Origin of the sequence: Rhodanobacter denitrificans (genome assembly GCF_003335105.1) — a bacterium.
GTDB classification, from domain to species: domain Bacteria; phylum Pseudomonadota; class Gammaproteobacteria; order Xanthomonadales; family Rhodanobacteraceae; genus Rhodanobacter; species Rhodanobacter denitrificans_A.
Map to the genome: position 1 here is coordinate 46,188 of NZ_QFWQ01000004.1, position 17,770 is coordinate 63,957.

The 17,770-nt window shown below is 69.3% G+C and carries 18 protein-coding genes; 14 read left to right on the top strand and 4 right to left on the bottom strand.

What is annotated here, in order from left to right:
• Positions 1-41: 41 nt before the first annotated feature.
• From DEO45_RS05880 to DEO45_RS05895, 4 genes are all read right to left on the bottom strand, one after another.
• Complete coding sequence (locus DEO45_RS05880; protein WP_114341372.1) at positions 42-488, bottom strand: flagella synthesis protein FlgN; 447 nt, start codon at positions 486-488, stop codon at positions 42-44.
• On the bottom strand, positions 485-808 hold the full coding sequence (gene flgM / locus DEO45_RS05885; RefSeq protein ID WP_114341373.1) for a flagellar biosynthesis anti-sigma factor FlgM: 324 nt from the start codon (positions 806-808) through the stop codon (positions 485-487). Before flgM ends, DEO45_RS05880 begins: the two co-directional genes overlap by 4 nt.
• Positions 809-917: 109 nt before the next feature.
• A complete protein-coding gene (gene flgA, locus DEO45_RS05890) occupies positions 918-1,625 on the bottom strand; it encodes a flagellar basal body P-ring formation chaperone FlgA (protein ID WP_114341374.1) in 708 nt (235 codons plus the stop codon).
• The gene (locus tag DEO45_RS05895) at positions 1,622-2,926 is read right to left on the bottom strand and encodes a methyl-accepting chemotaxis protein (protein ID WP_114341375.1); all 1,305 of its coding nucleotides are present in this window, start codon (positions 2,924-2,926) and stop codon (positions 1,622-1,624) included. The genes flgA and DEO45_RS05895 overlap by 4 nt, the downstream gene beginning before the upstream one ends.
• Before the next feature lie 195 nt (positions 2,927-3,121).
• Between DEO45_RS05895 and DEO45_RS05900 the strand changes: the two genes are divergently transcribed.
• The 14 genes from DEO45_RS05900 (at position 3,122) to fliD (ending at position 17,762) form a co-directional block, all read left to right on the top strand.
• A complete protein-coding gene (locus DEO45_RS05900) occupies positions 3,122-4,060 on the top strand; it encodes a chemotaxis protein (protein ID WP_114341376.1) in 939 nt (312 codons plus the stop codon).
• A 168-nt stretch (positions 4,061-4,228) separates the two neighbouring features.
• Positions 4,229-4,630 (top strand): flagellar basal body rod protein FlgB, encoded by a 402-nt coding sequence (flgB, locus tag DEO45_RS05905; RefSeq protein ID WP_114341377.1) that lies wholly within the window; start codon positions 4,229-4,231, stop codon positions 4,628-4,630.
• A complete protein-coding gene (flgC, locus tag DEO45_RS05910) occupies positions 4,630-5,049 on the top strand; it encodes a flagellar basal body rod protein FlgC (protein WP_114341378.1) in 420 nt (139 codons plus the stop codon). The genes flgB and flgC overlap by 1 nt, the downstream gene beginning before the upstream one ends.
• 25 nt (positions 5,050-5,074) lie before the next feature.
• Positions 5,075-5,722 carry a flagellar hook assembly protein FlgD gene (locus tag DEO45_RS05915; protein WP_114341379.1) on the top strand — a complete coding sequence of 216 codons (648 nt, stop codon included), beginning with the start codon at positions 5,075-5,077 and terminating at the stop codon, positions 5,720-5,722.
• A 37-nt stretch (positions 5,723-5,759) separates the two neighbouring features.
• Entirely contained in the window at positions 5,760-6,983 is a 1,224-nt protein-coding gene (flgE, locus tag DEO45_RS05920) for a flagellar hook protein FlgE (RefSeq protein WP_114341380.1), read from the top strand.
• A gap of 120 nt (positions 6,984-7,103) precedes the next feature.
• Entirely contained in the window at positions 7,104-7,841 is a 738-nt protein-coding gene (gene flgF, locus DEO45_RS05925) for a flagellar basal-body rod protein FlgF (protein ID WP_114341381.1), read from the top strand.
• A 49-nt stretch (positions 7,842-7,890) separates the two neighbouring features.
• A complete protein-coding gene (gene flgG / locus DEO45_RS05930) occupies positions 7,891-8,676 on the top strand; it encodes a flagellar basal-body rod protein FlgG (protein ID WP_114341382.1) in 786 nt (261 codons plus the stop codon).
• A gap of 11 nt (positions 8,677-8,687) precedes the next feature.
• Entirely contained in the window at positions 8,688-9,368 is a 681-nt protein-coding gene (gene flgH, locus DEO45_RS05935) for a flagellar basal body L-ring protein FlgH (RefSeq protein ID WP_114341383.1), read from the top strand.
• Positions 9,369-9,406: 38 nt separating this feature from the next.
• Complete coding sequence (locus DEO45_RS05940) at positions 9,407-10,501, top strand: flagellar basal body P-ring protein FlgI (protein ID WP_114341844.1); 1,095 nt, start codon at positions 9,407-9,409, stop codon at positions 10,499-10,501.
• Between the two features lie 14 nt (positions 10,502-10,515).
• A complete protein-coding gene (flgJ, locus tag DEO45_RS05945; protein WP_114341384.1) occupies positions 10,516-11,586 on the top strand; it encodes a flagellar assembly peptidoglycan hydrolase FlgJ in 1,071 nt (356 codons plus the stop codon).
• 72 nt (positions 11,587-11,658) lie between these two features.
• The gene (flgK, locus tag DEO45_RS05950; RefSeq protein WP_114341385.1) at positions 11,659-13,533 is read left to right on the top strand and encodes a flagellar hook-associated protein FlgK; all 1,875 of its coding nucleotides are present in this window, start codon (positions 11,659-11,661) and stop codon (positions 13,531-13,533) included.
• Between the two features lie 3 nt (positions 13,534-13,536).
• Positions 13,537-14,736: a flagellar hook-associated protein FlgL gene (gene flgL / locus DEO45_RS05955; protein ID WP_114341386.1), complete on the top strand. Its 1,200-nt coding sequence runs from the start codon at positions 13,537-13,539 to the stop codon at positions 14,734-14,736.
• Positions 14,737-14,859: 123 nt separating this feature from the next.
• Positions 14,860-16,302 (top strand): flagellin, encoded by a 1,443-nt coding sequence (locus DEO45_RS05960; protein WP_114341387.1) that lies wholly within the window; start codon positions 14,860-14,862, stop codon positions 16,300-16,302.
• A gap of 62 nt (positions 16,303-16,364) precedes the next feature.
• On the top strand, positions 16,365-17,762 hold the full coding sequence (fliD, locus tag DEO45_RS05965; RefSeq protein WP_114341388.1) for a flagellar filament capping protein FliD: 1,398 nt from the start codon (positions 16,365-16,367) through the stop codon (positions 17,760-17,762).
• Positions 17,763-17,770: the final 8 nt, after the last annotated feature.

Genomic DNA, 17,770 nt, shown 5'->3' on the forward strand with positions numbered 1-17,770 from the left:
GTCTGCGCAGGCAGGCGGCGACGGTCTTGCTCATTGCCGTGTCATGCCGCGGCCAATGCGTGCGAACGCAGGCTCGCGTGAAGTTCCCCGGTGCGGCCGTAGAGTCCGCCCTCGCCGGCATGTCCGGTCAGCACCGCCAGCGCCTGACGCACCAGATTCAACCGCTGGTTGACCGCCTTGCCGTTGCGCTGGTTGAGCTGCTGGCAGAGGCGCAGCGACTGCACGATGCCGGCCCAGGCCGGCTCCAGCGCGGAGTTCGCCGGCGGCAGTTCGCGGGCCAGTTGCCGGCGTTCGGCGTCGAGCTGTTCGAGTTGCAGCAGGATCGCCTGCTTGTGCGCGCCGGCCTGGTCCAGCGCGGTGCTGTCGCCGTCGTCCAGTGCACCGCGCTCGGCTTCGAGCACCTGCGCGAGGCGGGTGACGGCCTGCTGCATGTCGCCCAGCACGGCCGCCAGCGCGTCGTCGAGTTCGTGCTGCAGCGGCTGGCTCATGCCTTGCCTGTGCCGCCGAGCTGCTGGTCCAGCGAAATCATGCGGTCGGCGATGCGCCCGGCGTCGATCCTGTAGCTGCCGTCGGCCAGCGCCGTGCGCAGCCGTTCCACCCGCTGCGGGTCGATCGCGGCGCTGTCGTCCGTCCGCGCAGCCTGCTGCAGCGCCAGCGCCGAATCGGTCAGCTTGAGCTGATCGTCGGCCTTGGCGGCGGGCGCGCCGGATGCCGCCGGTGCGGGCGCCGGCGTCGCCGCACCGTTGCCCGGGCTGTTGGCGGCCTGCGGGAATTTCGGCAGGCCGTTGTTGGAAATGGTCGTGTTCATGCGTCCGTTCTCGCTGGGATGTGGCCCTGTAATCAGGGGATCGGCCGGATTCGCGGAAACTTTAGGGTGGACAGGGATTATGGCGGAGGCGATGCCCACCGCGACCGGCTCATGGCAGGGCGAGCACCTCGCCGGGAGCGCTGACCATCGCATCGACCACCTTGCCCGAGCTTTCGTTGCGCACCCTCAGGCGGGCACCGTTGTCGCCGCTGCCCAGCGCCACGCCAGCCATGCGCACCTCGATGCCGCCAAGCCTGGCCACCATCTGCACATGGTCGCCGGCGCGCACCATGCGCCGTCCGCCGAGCGCCCCTGGGGTGAGCACGCTGCCGCTGGCCACCGCACGGTTGAGGGTGCGGCCGGCCACCTGGTCGAGATTCTCGAGGTAGCCGTAGCCGAGCCGGGTGACGTCGCGTTCCTCGGCGTGCACGTCGGCGGCGCCCAGGCCGTCGCCGCGCAGCAGTGGCCGGTTGGTCACCAGTACGGTGCGGAACAGCTGCAGTTGCAGCGGCACGCGCACGATCCAGCCGCCGGGCTGCGGGCACTGCACTTGTACGGTCATGCGCGGTGCGGCCGCGGCATGTCCGGCGACGATCGCGCGCAATGGTTCGGCGCAGGCGGCCAGTTGCAGGCGCGGGTCGAGCGGCGCCGCGGTGACGGCGATCCGGCTGCCCGGCAGCGCATAGTGCGCGCGCACGGCCTGTTCGGCCGCGGCGCGCACGCTGTCGGGCGATTGCATGGCGACGGCGGCGTGGGCAACGCCGAGCCACAGCGCGCCGAGCCAGAGCAGGCGGATGGCGGTCCGGCAGTCGCTCATGCGTCCGCCAGCAAGGCGCCGAGTTGCCCGAGCAGGGCTTCGCGCCCGGATTCGAGCTGTTGCGACAACCGCGCGGCCTGGTCGAGCTGGCCATCGCACAGCAGCGCGACGAAGCGGCTGCCCTGCTCGCGCAACTGCTCGCCGACCTCGGCCAGGCCGGCGCCGGCCGGCTTGCCCTGGTGCAGCGAGGCCAGCCGGCCGATGCTCCGATGGATCGCGTGGGTGTCAAACCAGCGCCGGTCCAGCGCGCCGGGTTCAAGCAGGGCCAGTTCCGCCGCCTGGCGCAGGTTCAGCGCGGCCTCGCGCACGGTCAGGCTGAGGCTGGCCGGGTCGTCGCCGCTGATGCCTTCCAGCCAGTCCAGCCCCAGCCGGTGGGCCAGCAGCGCGGCGCGGTGCAGCGATTCGGATTGGCGTCGCGCCTCGCTGCCGCGGCGCTGCAGCGCGCCGAGCGCGGCCTGCGCCGCGGTGGCGCGCGCATGCTGCGTATCGTGGCTCTGCTGCAGCTTGCGGATGCGTTCGCCGGCCGCGCGCAACGCGGTGCCGCCCTGGTCGAGGATCGCGCCGGATTGGCCGACGCCGGCCTGCGCCCGTTCCAGCTGCTGCAGGCCATGTTGCACGTCGCCGTTGAGCTGCAGCGAAAAATCGCCGATCGAGCCGGTGACGGCTTCGATTTCGGCGGTGGTGAGCGTGGTCTTCTCCGCCAGCTGCTTGACCTCGTCGGCAACCACGGCGAAGCCGCGGCCCGCCTCGCCCGCGCGCGCGGCCTCGATCGCCGCGTTCAGCGCCACCAGGTTGGTCTGGTGCGCGATCTCCTGCACCACGCCGGTGAGCTTGCGGATCTGCGCCACCTGCTCGGCCAGCTTGCTCTGGTTGCGGTTCATCGCGGCCAGCGCGCTGCGCAGCATCCGCAGCTGCCCGTCGAGCTCGCTGACGGTGCCGGTGCCGGCCAGCCCGGCCTGGCTGGCCTGGTCCAGGTCGGCGCCGACCTGGTGCAGGGCCGTCGAGATGCCGGCGCTCCCATCCGTCAAGCGATCGACGCTGCCGCGGCTGTCGGTCGCCGCCTTCTCCAGCGCCACCTGCTCGCGCGACAGCTGCTGCACCGCGCCCAGCACCAGGCTCTGCTGCTCCACCGTCTGCAGCGCCACCGCTGCCGGCGGCCGGCCGGCGACGCGGGCCAGCAGCGGCGCCAGCGCCTGCGCCGCGCGTGGGTACTTGCGCCGCAGCACGGCAACCTGCGCATCGTTGCCGGAGGCGGCGGCCTCCGCCAGGGCGGCGAGGTGCTGGTTCCAGATCAGGCTCATGGGGCGGACATCACCTTTTGTATGGCGCGGGAATGCAGGAGCTGCATCGTCAGGAATCCTCGAAACTTGAGGAAGCAAGTCGCATGCCACTCCGGCCGGACGATGTCGGTGGCCAGCGGCGCTCAAGCGCGCCGCATCGCGGCCGATAGCCTGCGCGTAGGGCCGCTGCGCGCGGTACGCCATCGAGGAGCCCGCATGGGCGGCACGCTGCTGGAAAAGGTGGAACGACATACCCGGCTGGCCGGTCACAACCGCGTGGCGATGCTGCTGTTCCGGCTGGGCGACGAGCAGCTGTTCGGCATCAACGTATTCAAGGTGCGCGAAGTGATGCGTCGCCCGCCGCTGGAACGCATGCCGGGCGTGCACGCGCTGCTGGCCGGCAGCTGCGACTATCGCGGGCAGACCATCCCGGTGATCGACCTGGCTGCTGCGCTCGGCTATGCGCCGCTGCGCGACGTCGAGTCGGCGCACCTGATGGTCACCGAGTTCAGCCGCTCGATGCAGGGCTTCCTGGTGGCCGACCTGCAGCGCATGGTGCAATGCGAAGGCGACACGCTGGTGGCGCCGCCGAGCGCGCTGGGCTTCGGCACGCGGGTGAATGCGGTGACCCGGGTCGACGGCATGCTGCTGGCGGTGGTGGATGTGGAGCACGTGCTGGCCAGCATCGATGCCGCGCCGGCCGAACTGTCCGAGCAGATGCAGCGCGTCGCCGGCGCCCGCTCGCTGGCGCCGCGGCGCGTGCTGGTGGCGGACGATTCGCTGATCGCCCGCCGCCGGCTGGTCAGCCTGTTCAAGCAGATGGATATCGAGTGCGTGGTGGCGAAGGATGGCCGCGAGGCGCTCGACCGCCTGCAGGAACTGGCCGCCGGCGATCCGGCTGAAGGTGTACGGCTGGTGGTCTCCGACATCGAGATGCCGCGGCTGGACGGCTATGCGCTGACCCGTGCGATCCGCGAGGCGCCCAACCTGCACCGGCTCAAGGTGGTGCTGCACAGCTCGCTCAGCGGCATCTTCAACGAGGCGATGGTGAAGGAGGTCAAGGCCGACCGCTTCGTCGCCAAGTTCCAGCCGGACCTGTTGGCGCAGGCCGTGCTGGATCTGCTCCCGGAGCCGCCGCAGGTGCCGGCGGACTGACCGTCGCACGGCGCGCGCCAGGCAGCGTCAACAAACCGTCTTTTCGCCGGCGCCATCCTCGCGTCGCCGCGGCGGCTGGCCTGCCAGCCCAGTCGCGACAAGGGTTTCCAGGTGGTGGCATGCAATTTGCTGCCAGCTCCGTGCGGCAACTGCACGCGGAGCGAAGCGATGAGCCTGACCCCTGACAACCTGTTCGGCATCCACACCCAGGCGCTGGACCTGTGGCAGCGCCGTACCGAGGTGCTGGCCAACAACCTGGCCAATGCCGACACGCCGGGTTATCTCGCCCGCGACATCGACTTCCGCAAGGTGCTGGCTGCCGCGGGCGGAAGCCCGGAGGGCCTGCCGCTGCAGACGACCGACCCGCGCCAGATCGGTTCGGCGGGGCAGGCGGCGGACGGCCTCGCCTACCGCGTGCCGACCCAGCCGAGCATGGACGGCAATACCGTCGACGCGCAGGCCGAGCAGGCTGCCTTTGCCGCCAACGGCGTGCATTACCAGGCCAGCCTTTCCTTCATCACCGCGCAGATCCGCATGCTGCGCACCGCCATCACCGGGGGGCAGGGCTGATGTCGCTCTTTTCCATCTTCAGCGTGGCCGGCTCCGGCATGGCTGCGCAATCGCTGCGCTTGAACACGGTGGCCAGCAACCTCGCCAACGCCGACAGCGTGGCCGGCACGCCCGATGGGGCCTACCGCGCCCGCGAGCCGTTGTTCGCGGCCGTGCAGAACCAGCTGGCCGGCAGCGGCGACGCGTCGGGCGGGGGCGTGCAGGTGCTCGGCGTCACCGAGAGCCAGGCTGCCATACCGAGCCGCTACGAGCCCGGCAACCCGCTGGCCGATGCCGACGGCTACGTCTACAGCAGCAACGTCAACCCGGTCGACGAGCTGGTCAACATGATCTCGGCCTCGCGTTCGTACCAGAACAACGTCGAGGTGATGAATTCGACGCGCCAGCTGATGCAGAAAACACTGGACCTGGGCAAATGAGGCATGAATCCGTGAGGTGCATGGCATGAGCGACATGAGTGTTTCCGGCGTGGGTGCGAGTGCCGCGCAGGCGGCCAGCCTGGGCAAGGAGAAGACCCTCGGCCAGGCCGATTTCCTGAGCCTGCTGGTGCAGCAGATGCGCAACCAGGACCCGACCAAGCCGGCGGATTCGTCGCAGATGGTCAGCCAGCTGGCGCAGATCAGCCAGGTCTCGGCCACGCAGGCGCTGCAGAGCTCGTTCGACAGCCTGAGCAAGTCGCTGCAGGGCAACCAGCTGCTTCAGGCCAGCAGCCTGGTCGGCCGCGGCGTCACCGTGCCCTCGGCGGCGGGCAATCTGCAGGCCGGCGGCCTGGATGGCGCAGTGAACGTTCCCGACGGCGGCGGCACGGTGCTGGTGCAGATCACCGATGCGGCCGGCAACGTGCTGCGCACCTTGAACCTGGGCAAGCCTGCGTCGGGGCTGGCGGCGTTCCACTGGGACGGCATCGGCGACAACGGCAGTGCCCTGGCGCCGGGCACTTACGGCCTGAAGGCGCAGGCCGGCAACGCCGCCGCGGCGACCTATGTCAGCGGCAAGGTCGCCGGCGTGGGCATGACCGGCAGCGACGGCGCCTACCTGGATGTGGATGGTTTTGGCGGGGTCCTGCTGAGTCAGGTCGCACAGATCAACTGATGGCCCCGCGGGGCTTCAATACAGAGGAATTACTCCGATGCCTTTCAATATCGCCTTGAGCGGTCTCAATGCCGCCTCGAAGGATCTCGAGGTCACCGCCAACAACATCGCCAACACGGCCACTACCGGTTTCAAGGGCTCGCGCACGCAGTTCGCCGAACTGTTCAACGCCGCCGGCCCCAACCTCAGCAGCAGCGAGACCGGCAGCGGCGTGCGGCTGACCAACGTGGCGCAGCAGTTCACCGCCGGCAGCATCGAGACGACCAACAACAGCCTGGATTTCGCCATCAGCGGCGACGGGTTCTTCACCCTGCGCGACGGCAAGGGCTACTCCTATACCCGCGCCGGCGCGTTCCAGAAGGACCAGGACGGCTACGTGATGAACGCCAACGGCCAGCGGTTGCAGGTCTACCCGCCGGTGGCCGGCGGCGGCTTCGACAACAGCACGCTGAGCGACCTGCAACTGGTCACCTCGCAGAACGCGGCAAAGGCCACCGATCTGGTACAGATGTCGCTGAACCTGCCCTCCAGTGCCACCCCGCCGGCCGCCGCGTTCGATCCCCTCAACAATCCGCTGAGCTACAACCAGGCCACTCCGTTCACGGCGTACGACTCGCTCGGCGCCACCCACAGCGGCGTCGTGTATTTCGTCAAGGATCCGGTCGCCAATGTGTGGAACGCGAACCTGTATGTCGACGGGGTCTCGACCGGCGCCTCGCAGCAGCTGACCTTCAACAGCAGCGGCGCGCTGGTCGCGCCGGCCAACGGCAGGCTGAGCTTCCCGGCGGTGTCGGTCAGCCCCGGCGCCAACCCCATGCAGCTCACCCTGGACATGAGCAAGGCGACCCAGTTCGGCAACACCTATGCGGCAAGCGCGATCAACCCGAACGGTTTCCCGACCGGCATCCTGTCGAGCATCGACGTGTCCAGGGAAGGGGTGGTGCAGGCCAAGTACTCCAACGGCCAGACCGCCTCGCTGGGCCAGCTGGCGATGGCGCAGTTCTCCAACGAGCAGGGCCTGCGCCAGCTGGACAACACCAACTGGGCGGCCTCCTACGATTCCGGCACGCCGGTGATGGGCGCGGCCGGCAGCGGCACGTTCGGCAACGTACAGGCCGGTGCGCTGGAGGCTTCCAACACCGCCGACCTCACCGCGCAGCTGGTCAACATGATCAAGGCGCAGCGCAACTACCAGGCCAACGCGCAGGTGATCTCCGTCGACAACCAGCTGACCCAGACCGTCATCAACATCCGCAACTGACCTCGCGCGCAGCGCGAGGTCATCCCGGCGAAAGCCGGGATCCAGTGACTTCAGCCGGCGCAGCGCGAGGTCATCCCGGCTTGCGCCGGAATGACGAACCAGAGGAACGAGGTGTAAGCCGTGGACAGATCGCTTTACGTCGCCATGACCGGCGCCACGCAGATGATGCGCGCGCAGTCGGAGGTGGCGCACAACCTGGCCAATGCCGACACGGTCGGCTTCAAGGCGCAGCTGTCGGCGTTCGAGCCCCTGCCGGTGCAGGGACCGGGCCTGCCCACGCGGGTCAACGGCGTGGCACAGGGCCTGGGCGTGGACCTGCGCGAAGGTGGCCAGACCGAGACCGGGCGCGTGCTGGATGTGGCCGTGCAGGGGCCGGGCTGGATCGCGGTGCAGGGCGCCGACGGCAGCGAAGGTTATACCCGCGCCGGCGAGCTGCGGCTGACCCCCGACGGCCTGCTCACCGACGCCCGCGGCAACCTGGTGCTGGGCGACGGCGGCCCGATCAGCGTGCCGCAGAGCGCGCAGATGAGCATCGGCGCCGACGGCACCGTGTCGGTGGTGCCGATGGGGCAGGGCCCGCAGACGATCGCCGCGGTCGGCCGCATCAAGCTGGTCAACCCGCCGGCCGGCCAGCTTTCGCTGGGCAGCGACGGGCTGATGCACCTGGGCGCCGGCACGGCGGATGCCGACCCGGCGGTGACCCTGAAGTCCGGCGTGCTCGAGTCCAGCAACGTGAACCCTTCGCAGACGCTGGTGCAGATGATCCAGCTGTCGCGCCAGTACGAGCTGCAGATCCGCGCCATCCACAGCGCCGACGAAAACGCGCAGTCGGCCTCGCGCCTGCTGCAGATGACCTGATCGTCGCCATCCATACAGACATCCAGACGTCCAGACGGAGTCCATCGACATGTTCTCATCCCTGTGGGTAGCCAAGACCGGCCTCGATGCGCAGCAGACGCGCATGGACGTGATCTCGAACAACCTCGCCAACGCCAACACCACCGGCTACAAGAGCGCACGCGCCTCGTTCCAGGACCTGGTCTACCAGAACCTGCGCCAGCCCGGCGGCCAGACCACTGAGCAGACCCAGGCGCCGGCCGGCCTGATGCTCGGCACCGGCGTGCGCGTGGTCGGCAACGAGAAACTGTTCACCCAGGGCAACATCGAGCAGACCGGCAACTCGCTGGACGTGGCCATCCAGGGCCGCGGCTTCCTGCAGGTGACGATGCCCGACGGCAGCATCGCCTACACCCGCGACGGTTCGCTGCACATGGACCAGAACGGGCAGATCGTCACCGCCAACGGCTACGCGGTGGATCCCGCCATCAGCGTGCCGGCCAACGCGCAGAGCATCACCATCGGCAGCGATGGCACGGTCAGCGTGAGCGTGCCGGGCCAGGCCGCGACGCAGCAGGTCGGCACGGTGCAGCTTGCCGATTTCATCAACCCCGCCGGCCTGCAGCCGAACGGCGACAACCTCTACCTGGAAACCGCCTCCAGCGGCTCGCCGCAGATCGGCCAGCCCGGCCTGAACGGGCTGGGCACGCTGGCGCAGGGCGCGCTGGAAAGCTCCAACGTCAACGTGGTGGAGCAGATGGTCAACATGATCGAGACCCAGCGCACCTACGAGATGAATTCCAAGGCGGTGTCCGCCGCCGATTCGATGCTGCAGTTCCTCACCAACAAGACCTGAGGCACGCCGTGATGTTCGATCGCCGCCTTCTCTCCCTGCTGTGCGCGCTGGCCGTGATCGCCGGCTGCGCCAGTGGCCCGCGCACGCACGACGATGCCGAATGGGCGCCGACGCCGCCGCCCGCGCCGCAGATCGCGGCGGCGCAGGCCGACGGCTCGATCTACCACGACCAGCAGAACATGGAGCTGTTCGCCGACCCGCGCGCGCACCGCGTGGGCGACATTCTCACCGTGGCTCTGGTGGAAAGCACCCAGGCCAGCAAGAAGGCCAGCACGACCACCAGCAAGACCGACAAGGCCAAGATCGCGTCGCCCACCATCCTCGGCCAGGGCATCACGATCGGCGGCAAGGCGGCAAACATCGGACTGGATGGCGAGCGCAGCTTCGACGGCGCCGGCTCCAGCACGCAGAGCAACCAGCTCACCGGGCAGATCACCGTCACCGTGGCGCAACGCCTGACCAACGGCAACCTGCTGGTGCGCGGCGAGAAGTGGCTGACCATCAACCAGGGCCAGGAGCTGGTGCGCATCTCCGGCATCGTGCGCCCGCAGGATATCGGCCAGGACAACGTGGTGCCGTCCACCCGCGTGGCCGACGCGCGGATCAGCTACACCGGCCGCGGCACGCTGGCGGACGCGAATACGCGCGGCTGGCTGTCGCGCTTCTTCAATTCAAAGTGGATGCCGTTCTGATGAGCACGCCCCGATTCCTGCGGCGGTACGCGGCCGGCATGCTTGCCGGGCTTGCGGTGGCGCTGTGCGCGCTGAGCGGCCCCGCCCGCGCCGACAAGATCCGCGACCTGGTGCAGGTGGGCGGCGTGCGCAGCAACCAGCTGATCGGCTATGGCCTGGTGGTTGGCCTGGACGGCTCGGGCGACCAGACCACGCAGGCGCCGTTCACCACCCAGAGCCTGGAAAACATGCTGCAGCAGTTCGGCATCACCGTGCCGGCCAGTGCGCGGCCACAGCTCAAGAATGCGGCCGCGGTGATGGTGACGGCGGATCTGCCGCCGTTCGCCAAGCCCGGCCAGACCATCGACGTCACCGTCGCCTCGATCGGCAACGCCAAGAGCATCCGCGGCGGCCAGTTGCTGATGGCGCCGCTGCGCGGCGCGGACGGCAACGTCTACGCGGTGGCGCAGGGCAGCGTGGTGGTCGGCGGCATCAGCGCGCAGGGCAAGAGCGGCTCCAGCGTGCAGGTGAACATCTCCGCCAGCGGGCGCATCCCCAACGGCGCTTCGGTGGAACGCATCGTGCCCTCGTCGTTCGCCGGCGGCGGCGACCTGATGCTGAACCTCAACACCGCCGACTTCACCACAGCCACGCGGATCGCGACGGCAATCAACCGGGCCTACGGCGCCGGCACCGCGCAGCCGCTCGACGGCGGCTCGGTTTCCGTGCGCGGGCCGCAGGACCCGGCGCAGAAAGTGGCATGGCTGGGTGCGATCGAAAGCCTCGACGTGCAGCCTGGCGATGCCCCGGCGCGCATCGTGGTGAACTCGCGCACCGGCACCGTGGTGATCGGTTCCGACGTGCGGGTCAGCGCCGCCGCGGTGGCGCATGGCGCGATCCAGGTCACCATCAGCGAGCAGTCCCAGGTCAGCCAGCCCGCGCCGTTCGGCCAGGGGCAGACCGCGGTGGTGCCCAGCAGCAGCGTGCAGGTCAGCGAAGAGGGCGCGCACATGTTCAAGTTCGGTCCGGGCGTGAGCCTGGACACCATCGTGCGCGCGGTGAACCAGGTCGGCGCCACGCCGAGCGACCTGATCTCGATCCTGCAGGCGCTGAAGCAGGCCGGTGCGCTGCATGCGGACCTGGTCGTGATCTAGGAGGCAGGATCACCATGACGCCGATCGGCAGCCCTACGCCCGCGCTCGATACCTGGACCGAACTGTCCGGCTTCCAGCAATTGCGCGCGCAGGCGCGCAGCGATGGCGGCAAGAGCGCGCTGCCGGCCGTGGCCAAGCAGTTCGAGGCGATCTTCACCCAGATGATGCTGAAGTCGATGCGCGACGCCAACGCCGCCATGGGCAGCGACATCGCCGGCAGCGAGCAGGTCGACTCGTACCGCGACATGTTCGACCAGCAGCTGTCGCTGAGCCTGGCCAACGGCCGCAACGGCCTCGGCATCGCCAAGATGCTGGTGCGCCAGCTGGGCGGCAAGCCGGAGGCGGCCGCCGTCACGGCAGGGCACGGCCTGCCGGTGCCGACGGCCGACGTGTTCAACGCCAACGTCCGTGCGCTGCTGCAGCTGGGTGCCGCCCGCGATGCGGCCGGCGGCGAAGCGGGCCCGGCCGACGGCGTCGCGGCGACGCCGTCAGTGTTCGACGCCGCTTCGCCCTGGGGCGATGCGCTCGACCGCCTGGCGCAGGGCGCGCTGGACATGGCCGGCACGGCGGCGAAGCTGTTGCCGGGCGGCGATCCGGTAAATTTCGTGCGCGCGCTAGCGCCGCATGCCGAGGTGGCGGCGAAGAAACTCGGCGTGTCGGTGCGCGCGCTGCTGGCGCAGGCGGCGCTGGAAACCGGCTGGGGCCGGCACCTGCCCAGCCACGGCGACGGCAGCAGCAGCTTCAACCTGTTCGGCATCAAGGCCGGCAGCCACTGGGACGGCGACAAGGTCAGCGTACCCACGCTGGAATACGAGAACGGCGTGGCGGTGCGCCGGCGCGACCAGTTCCGCGCCTACGGCTCGCCGGCCGAATCGTTCGCCGACTACGCCCGCCTGCTCAGCGACAGCCCGCGCTATGCAAGGGCGCTGGGCCAGGGCGAGAACGTTGCCGGCTTCGCGCGGGCCCTGGTACGCGGCGGCTATGCCACCGATCCGTCGTACGTGGCCAAGGTCACCGCGATCGCCAACAGCCCGCAGATGCGCGAGGCACTGGCGGCGCTGCCGCCGCCGGGAGAATTCAAGTGAACGACGCCGCGGCCGTTACCGCTTCCATGCACCGCGCCAGTCGCGCGGTGCCTCCCGCATTGAGGGTGCTTCATGGCTGACATGCTATCGACCGGCGTATCCGGGCTGCTGGCCGCGCAGATCGGGCTGAGCACGGTGAGCCACAACGTGGCCAACGTGAATACCGACGGCTACAGCCGCCAGCTGGTGTCGTACGGCACTCGGTTGCCGGAAGGGCAGAACGGCTATTACGTCGGCACCGGCGTCAACACCGTGGCGGTGCAGCGCGCCTACAGCCAGTTCCTCAACAGCTCGCTGTGGTCGGCGAGCTCCAGCAAGGGGCGCGCCAGCACCATGGCCAGCCTCACCGGGCAGATCAACAACCAGCTGTCCGGCAGCAGCAACCTGCAGACTTCGCTGGACAGCTTCTTCGGCGCGGTGCAGGACATGGCCAACGCACCGTCGGATATCGCCTCGCGTCAGGTGCTGCTGGCCCGCGCCGGCGGGCTCGCGAGCACCTTCCGCGCGTTGTCCGGGCAGTTCAGCCAGCTCTCCGGCCAGGTGCAGCAGCAGATCGGCGACACCGTCGACTCGATCAACAGCGACAGCCAGTCGATCGCCAGGTTGAACGGCCTGATCCGTTCCTCGGCGGCTACCGACGGTTCGCCGCCAGCCGACCTGCTCGACCAGCGCGACGCGCTGGTGAACAAGCTGGCGGGCGAGGTCGGCGTCAGCGTGGTACCGCAGAACGACAACACCATCAGCGTCTTCGTGGGCAACGGCCAGGCGCTCGTCACCGGCACCGAGGCACATGCGCTTGGCACCGCGCCCAACGTCTACGACGCCACCCGCAAGGAGGTGGTGGGCGCGGATTCGGGTGCGGTGCTGAGCGGACGCATCGGCGGCGGCACCCTGGGTGCGCTGCTGGACTTCCGCGGCAACGTGCTCGACCCGGCGCAAGGCCAGCTGGGCCGCACCGCGCAGGCGCTGGCCAGCGCGTTCAACGCCCAGCACATGCAGGGCGCGGATCTGCAGGGCGGGCTCGGCGGCACGTTCTTCAACGTCGCCGGGCCGACCGTGCAGGCGGCCAGCAGCAACCGTGGCAGCGGCACGCTGGGCGCCAGCATCACCGACATCGGCATGCTGACCGGCAAGGATTACGTACTGAGCTACGACGGCAGCAGCTGGAGCATGCGCGACACCAGCGGCAACAGCGTCGCGCTGAGCGGCAGCGGCACCAGCGCCGATCCCTTCAAGGCCGCCGGCCTGAGCCTGGTGGTGGGCGGCAGCGCCGGCGCCGGCGACAGCTTCCGCGTGCAGCCCAGCCGCGACGCCGCCGCCGGCTTCTCGGTGGCGATCGACGATCCGGGCCGGGTCGCCGCCGCGGCGCCGCTGAAGATCACCGCCGCTGCCGGCAATACCGGCACGGCGACACCTGCGGTCAGCATCAGCGACGGCAGCAATCCCGGCCTGTTCAACAGCAGCTCCATCGTGTTCAGCTCGCCGACCAGCTACAGCATCGACGGCGGCGCGGCACAGGCGTTCACGCCTGGCCAGCCGATCGTCCACAACGGCTGGAGCGTGCAGCTCGGCGGTACGCCGCAGGCCGGCGACAGCTTCGGCGTCCAGGCCAACAGCAATGCGCAGGGCGACAACAGCAATGCGCTGATGCTGGGCAAGGTGGCCAACCTCGGCGTGCTGGACGGCGGCGTCACCAGCGCCGGCCGCGCCTACAGCCAGCTGGTGAGCCAGGTCGGCAGCGCCGGCGCGCTGGCCAACGACGACCTGACCACACAGACCGCGGTGTACAGCCAGGCGATGAGTTCGCAGCAAGGCGTCTCCGGCGTGAACCTGGACGAGGAAGCAGCCAACCTGCTGCGCTACCAGCAGGCCTACCAGGCCTCGGCCCAGGTCATCAGTACCGCCAACACCATTTTCGGCGCGCTGCTTGGCGCCGTGCGAGGGTAAGCCATGCGCGTCTCCACCAGCTGGATGCAACAGCAGTCCGTCGGCAGCATGATCGAGCGCCAGGGCGACCTGTCCAATCTGAATACGCAGCTGAGCACCGGCAAGCGCATCAACCAGCCGTCCGACGATCCGGTAGGTGCGGCGCGCGCACTGGACTACAGCCATCTCACCGCCGACACCGCGCAGTACCAGCGCAACATCGGCACCGCCAACGCGCGGCTGGGGCTGGAGGACCAGAGCCTGGCCAACGCCAGCGGCGTACTGGGCCGCGTGCGCACCTTGCTGCTGCAGGCGGCCAACGGCACGCAGACCGACGGCACCCGCGGCGACATCGCCGCGGAGATGGTGCAGCTGCGCCAGCAGTTGCTCGGCCAGGCGAACAGCAAGGACGGCCAGGGCGACTACATCTTCGCCGGCAACCGCACCGGCGCGGCCCCGTTCGCCTCGCAGAACGGCGTCACCTACGTGGGCGACGACGGCCAGCGCATGGTAGCCGCCGGCCCCGGCCTGCAGGTGGCCACCGGCGATCCGGGCAGCGCGGTGTTTGCCGATATCCCCACCGGCAACGGCACGTTTGCGATCAGCGCCGGTGCGGCCAACACCGGCAGCGCGGTGGCAGGCGCCAGCAGCGTCAGCGACCCCGGCGCGAATCCCTCGGCGTGGGGCGGCAGCTACAGCATCGTGTTCACCGCAGCCAATGCGTACGAGGTGCGCGATGGCGCCGGCACGGTGCTCGACAGCGGCAGCTACGACGCAACCGTCGGGGGCAGCATCACCTTTCGCGGTGCGCAGGTGGCGTTCAGCGGCCAGCCCGACGCGGGCGACAGCTTCGCCCTGGGTGCCTCCGCGAAGCAGGACGTGTTCACCACGCTGGACAAGATCATCGCCACGTTGCGCCAGCCCAACGGCGGTGGCGCGGACATGCAGAACAGCCTCAACACGCAATTCGCCAATCTCGACCAGGCGATCGACAACATCACGCGCACCCGCGGCATGGTCGGTGCGCGCATGAACGCGCTTGACCAGCAGAGCGGACTCAACGACGACCTGACGCTGCAGTACAAGAGCGCGCTGTCCGGCGTGCAGGACCTGAACTACTACGACGCGATCAGCCAGCTCACCGCGCAGACCACGGCGCTGCAGGCGGCGCAGCAGACGTTCACCAGGATCCAGGGCTCAAAGCTGTTCGATTATTTGCGTTGACATCTCTCAAGTTTCCATGGTTGGGGTCGAAATAGTGACTGAGGCGGCGGTGTTCCCATCGGAATCCCCGCTGGCAACCACCGCCGACTACCGGCACCTACGACCCTTTCTGGAGATACTCCCATGGTCATGAGCGTCATCACCAACATCAGCTCGCTGAATGCCCAGCAGAACCTGGCCAAGTCGCAGAGCAAACTCGCCACCGCGATCGAGCGCCTGTCCTCCGGCATGCGCATCAACAGCGCGAAGGACGATGCCGCGGGCCTCGCCATCTCGACCCGCTTCACCACCCAGATCAACGGCCTCAACCAGGCGGTCAGCAACGCCAACGATGGCATCTCGCTGGCGCAGACCACCGAGTCGGCGCTGAACGAGGTGACCAACAACATGCAGCGCATCCGCCAGCTGGCGGTGCAGTCGGCCAACGCCACCAACTCCGACAGCGACCGCGCCGCGCTCGACGCCGAAGTGCAGCAGCGCCTGTCGGAGATCACCCGCATCTCGCAGCAGACCACCTTCAACGGCCGCCACGTGCTCGACGGCACCTTCGGCAGCGCCGCGTTCCAGATCGGCGCCAACGTGGGTGAGACCATCTCGGTCAACCTGAGCCAGGGTGCGGGTGCCAAGCAGGTCGGCCAGATGGCCAACACGGCGACCGGCGACCTGAGCGCGATGTTCACCGCCAGTGCGGCGTCGCCGGGTACGGCCGTCAGCCTGGCGGTCGGCGCGTCGACCACCATCGCCGCGGGCGACCTGACCATCGGCGGCACCGCCGTGGCCGCCGGTACCTACACCGGCGCCCAGTTTGCCGCCGCGATCCAGACGGCGGGTGGCGCCGGCGTCACCGCGACTTTCGACGGCACCAGCAACAAGATCACGATCAGCAATACCAACGCGACGGCCGTGGCGCTGGCCGGCACTGCCCGGGCCACCTATTTCAGCGCCACCAGCGTAGCGGCGCAGACGCCGGCCAGCACCGGCATCCTGACCCTGGCTGCCGGCGACCTGACGATCCAGTCGGCGAGCGGTGGTGCCGCGGTCGACATGGCCGGCACCTACAACAGCGCGCAGGACCTGGTCGACGCGGTCAACAGCAAGGGCATCACCGGCGTCTCCGCCTACTACGACAGCACCAGCCACGAAGTGCACCTGAACTCGCAGAGCGCACTCACCGTGAACGGTACCAAGGCAGGTGCGGGTGCGGGCAACCTGGGCTTTGCTGGGGCGGGCGCCACCGCGATCGCCGTGGGCGGCAACCTGGCGACCAGCGATGTGAAGACGGTGGCTGGTGCCAACGACACCATCAGCCGCATCGACGCGGCACTGAGCACGGTCAGCTCGATGCGCAGCGACCTGGGCGCGGTGCAGAACCGCTTCCAGTCCACCATCGCCAACCTGCAGACCATCTCGCAGAACCTGAGCGCGTCGCGCAGCCAGATCCAGGATGCCGACTTCGCCGCGGAGACCGCGAACATGTCCAGCGCGAACATCCTGCAACAGGCCGGCGTCTCGGTGCTGGCGCAGGCCAACGCTTCCACCCAGAGCGTGCTCAAGCTGCTGCAGTAAATGCCGCCGGAGCGGCCGCGACGCATCGCGGCCGCTCCATCCACTTTTGAGGAACCCCGCACATGGCGATCACCGTCAGCTCCACCAGCACGCCAACCACCGGCCTGCTGACTTCGCTGGGCGTGGGTTCCGGGCTCGACGTGGCCACCCTGGTCAGCCAGCTGGTCGCCGCCAGGAAGGCGCCGCAGCAGAACCAGATCACCAGCCAGACGAACGCGGCGAACACCCAGCTTTCGGCGTTGGGCCAGGTCAGCGCCGCGCTTTCCGCGTTGCAGTCGGCGATGGCCCCGCTGACCGACGGTACTGCCTTCAACGCCCGCGCGGTAAGCAGCAGCGACACCACCGTGCTCGGCGCCAGCGCCACCGGCACCCCGGTCAACGGCAGCTACAACATCGTGGTGACGCAGCTGGCCACGGCGCTGAAGGCCTCGTCCGGCGCATTTGCCAGCAGCACCACCGCGGTCGGCACCGGCACGCTGACCATCGCGGTCGGCAGCCAGTCGATGAGCCTCACCCTCGACAGCACCAACAATTCGCTGGCGGCGATCCGCGACGCGATCAACGGCGCCAGCAGCAACCCCGGCGTGAGCGCCACCATCGTCACCGGCAGCGACGGCGCGCACCTGGTGCTGAGCGGTACCCGCACCGGCGCGGCCAACGGCTTCTCGGTAAGCAGCAGCGGCGGCGACGGCGGACTGGCGGCGCTGAAGTACGACCCGGCGGCCTCCAGCGGCAACGGGCTGAGCGTGGTCACCGCCGCCGCCGATGCGAAGTACAGCATCGACGGACTGGCCGCCAGCAGCGCCGGCAACACCGTCAGCAGCGCGATCGACGGCCTCACCCTGAACCTGGTCAAGGCCGGCAGCAGCACGCTGAGCGTGACCAGCGACACCACCAAGGCCACCAGCGCACTGACCAACCTGGTCAACACCTACAACAGCTTCGTCGGGATCTACCAGAACCTGACCAACTACGACGCCACCAGCGGCACCGCCGGCGCCTTGCTCGGCGACGCCACGCTCAACGGCATCGACAACACCCTGTCGAGCATCGTCGGCGGCGCCGCCAACGGCGCCACGCTGTCCTCGATCGGCATCTCGCTGCAGGTGGACGGCACCCTGAGCCTGGACAGCACCAAGCTGGCGACCGCGCTATCCGACGGCGGCAAGCAGGTCGGCGACCTGTTCGGCGGCGCCAACGGCTTCGCCGCGAAGCTGAATGCCCCGCTGACCAGCTGGGTCGGCAGCCAGGGCGTGCTGGCCAGCCGCACCAGCAGCATCGGCCAGCAGCTGAGCGACCTGGCCAACCAGCAGACCGCGCTGAACAGCCGCATGGACAGCCTCACCGCGCTCTATCAGGCGCAGTTCACCGCGCTCGACACGCTGATGTCCAAGCTCAACAGCACCAGTACCTACCTGCAGCAGCAGTTCGACGCGCTTACCAACAGCAGCAAGAAGTAAGAGGACAC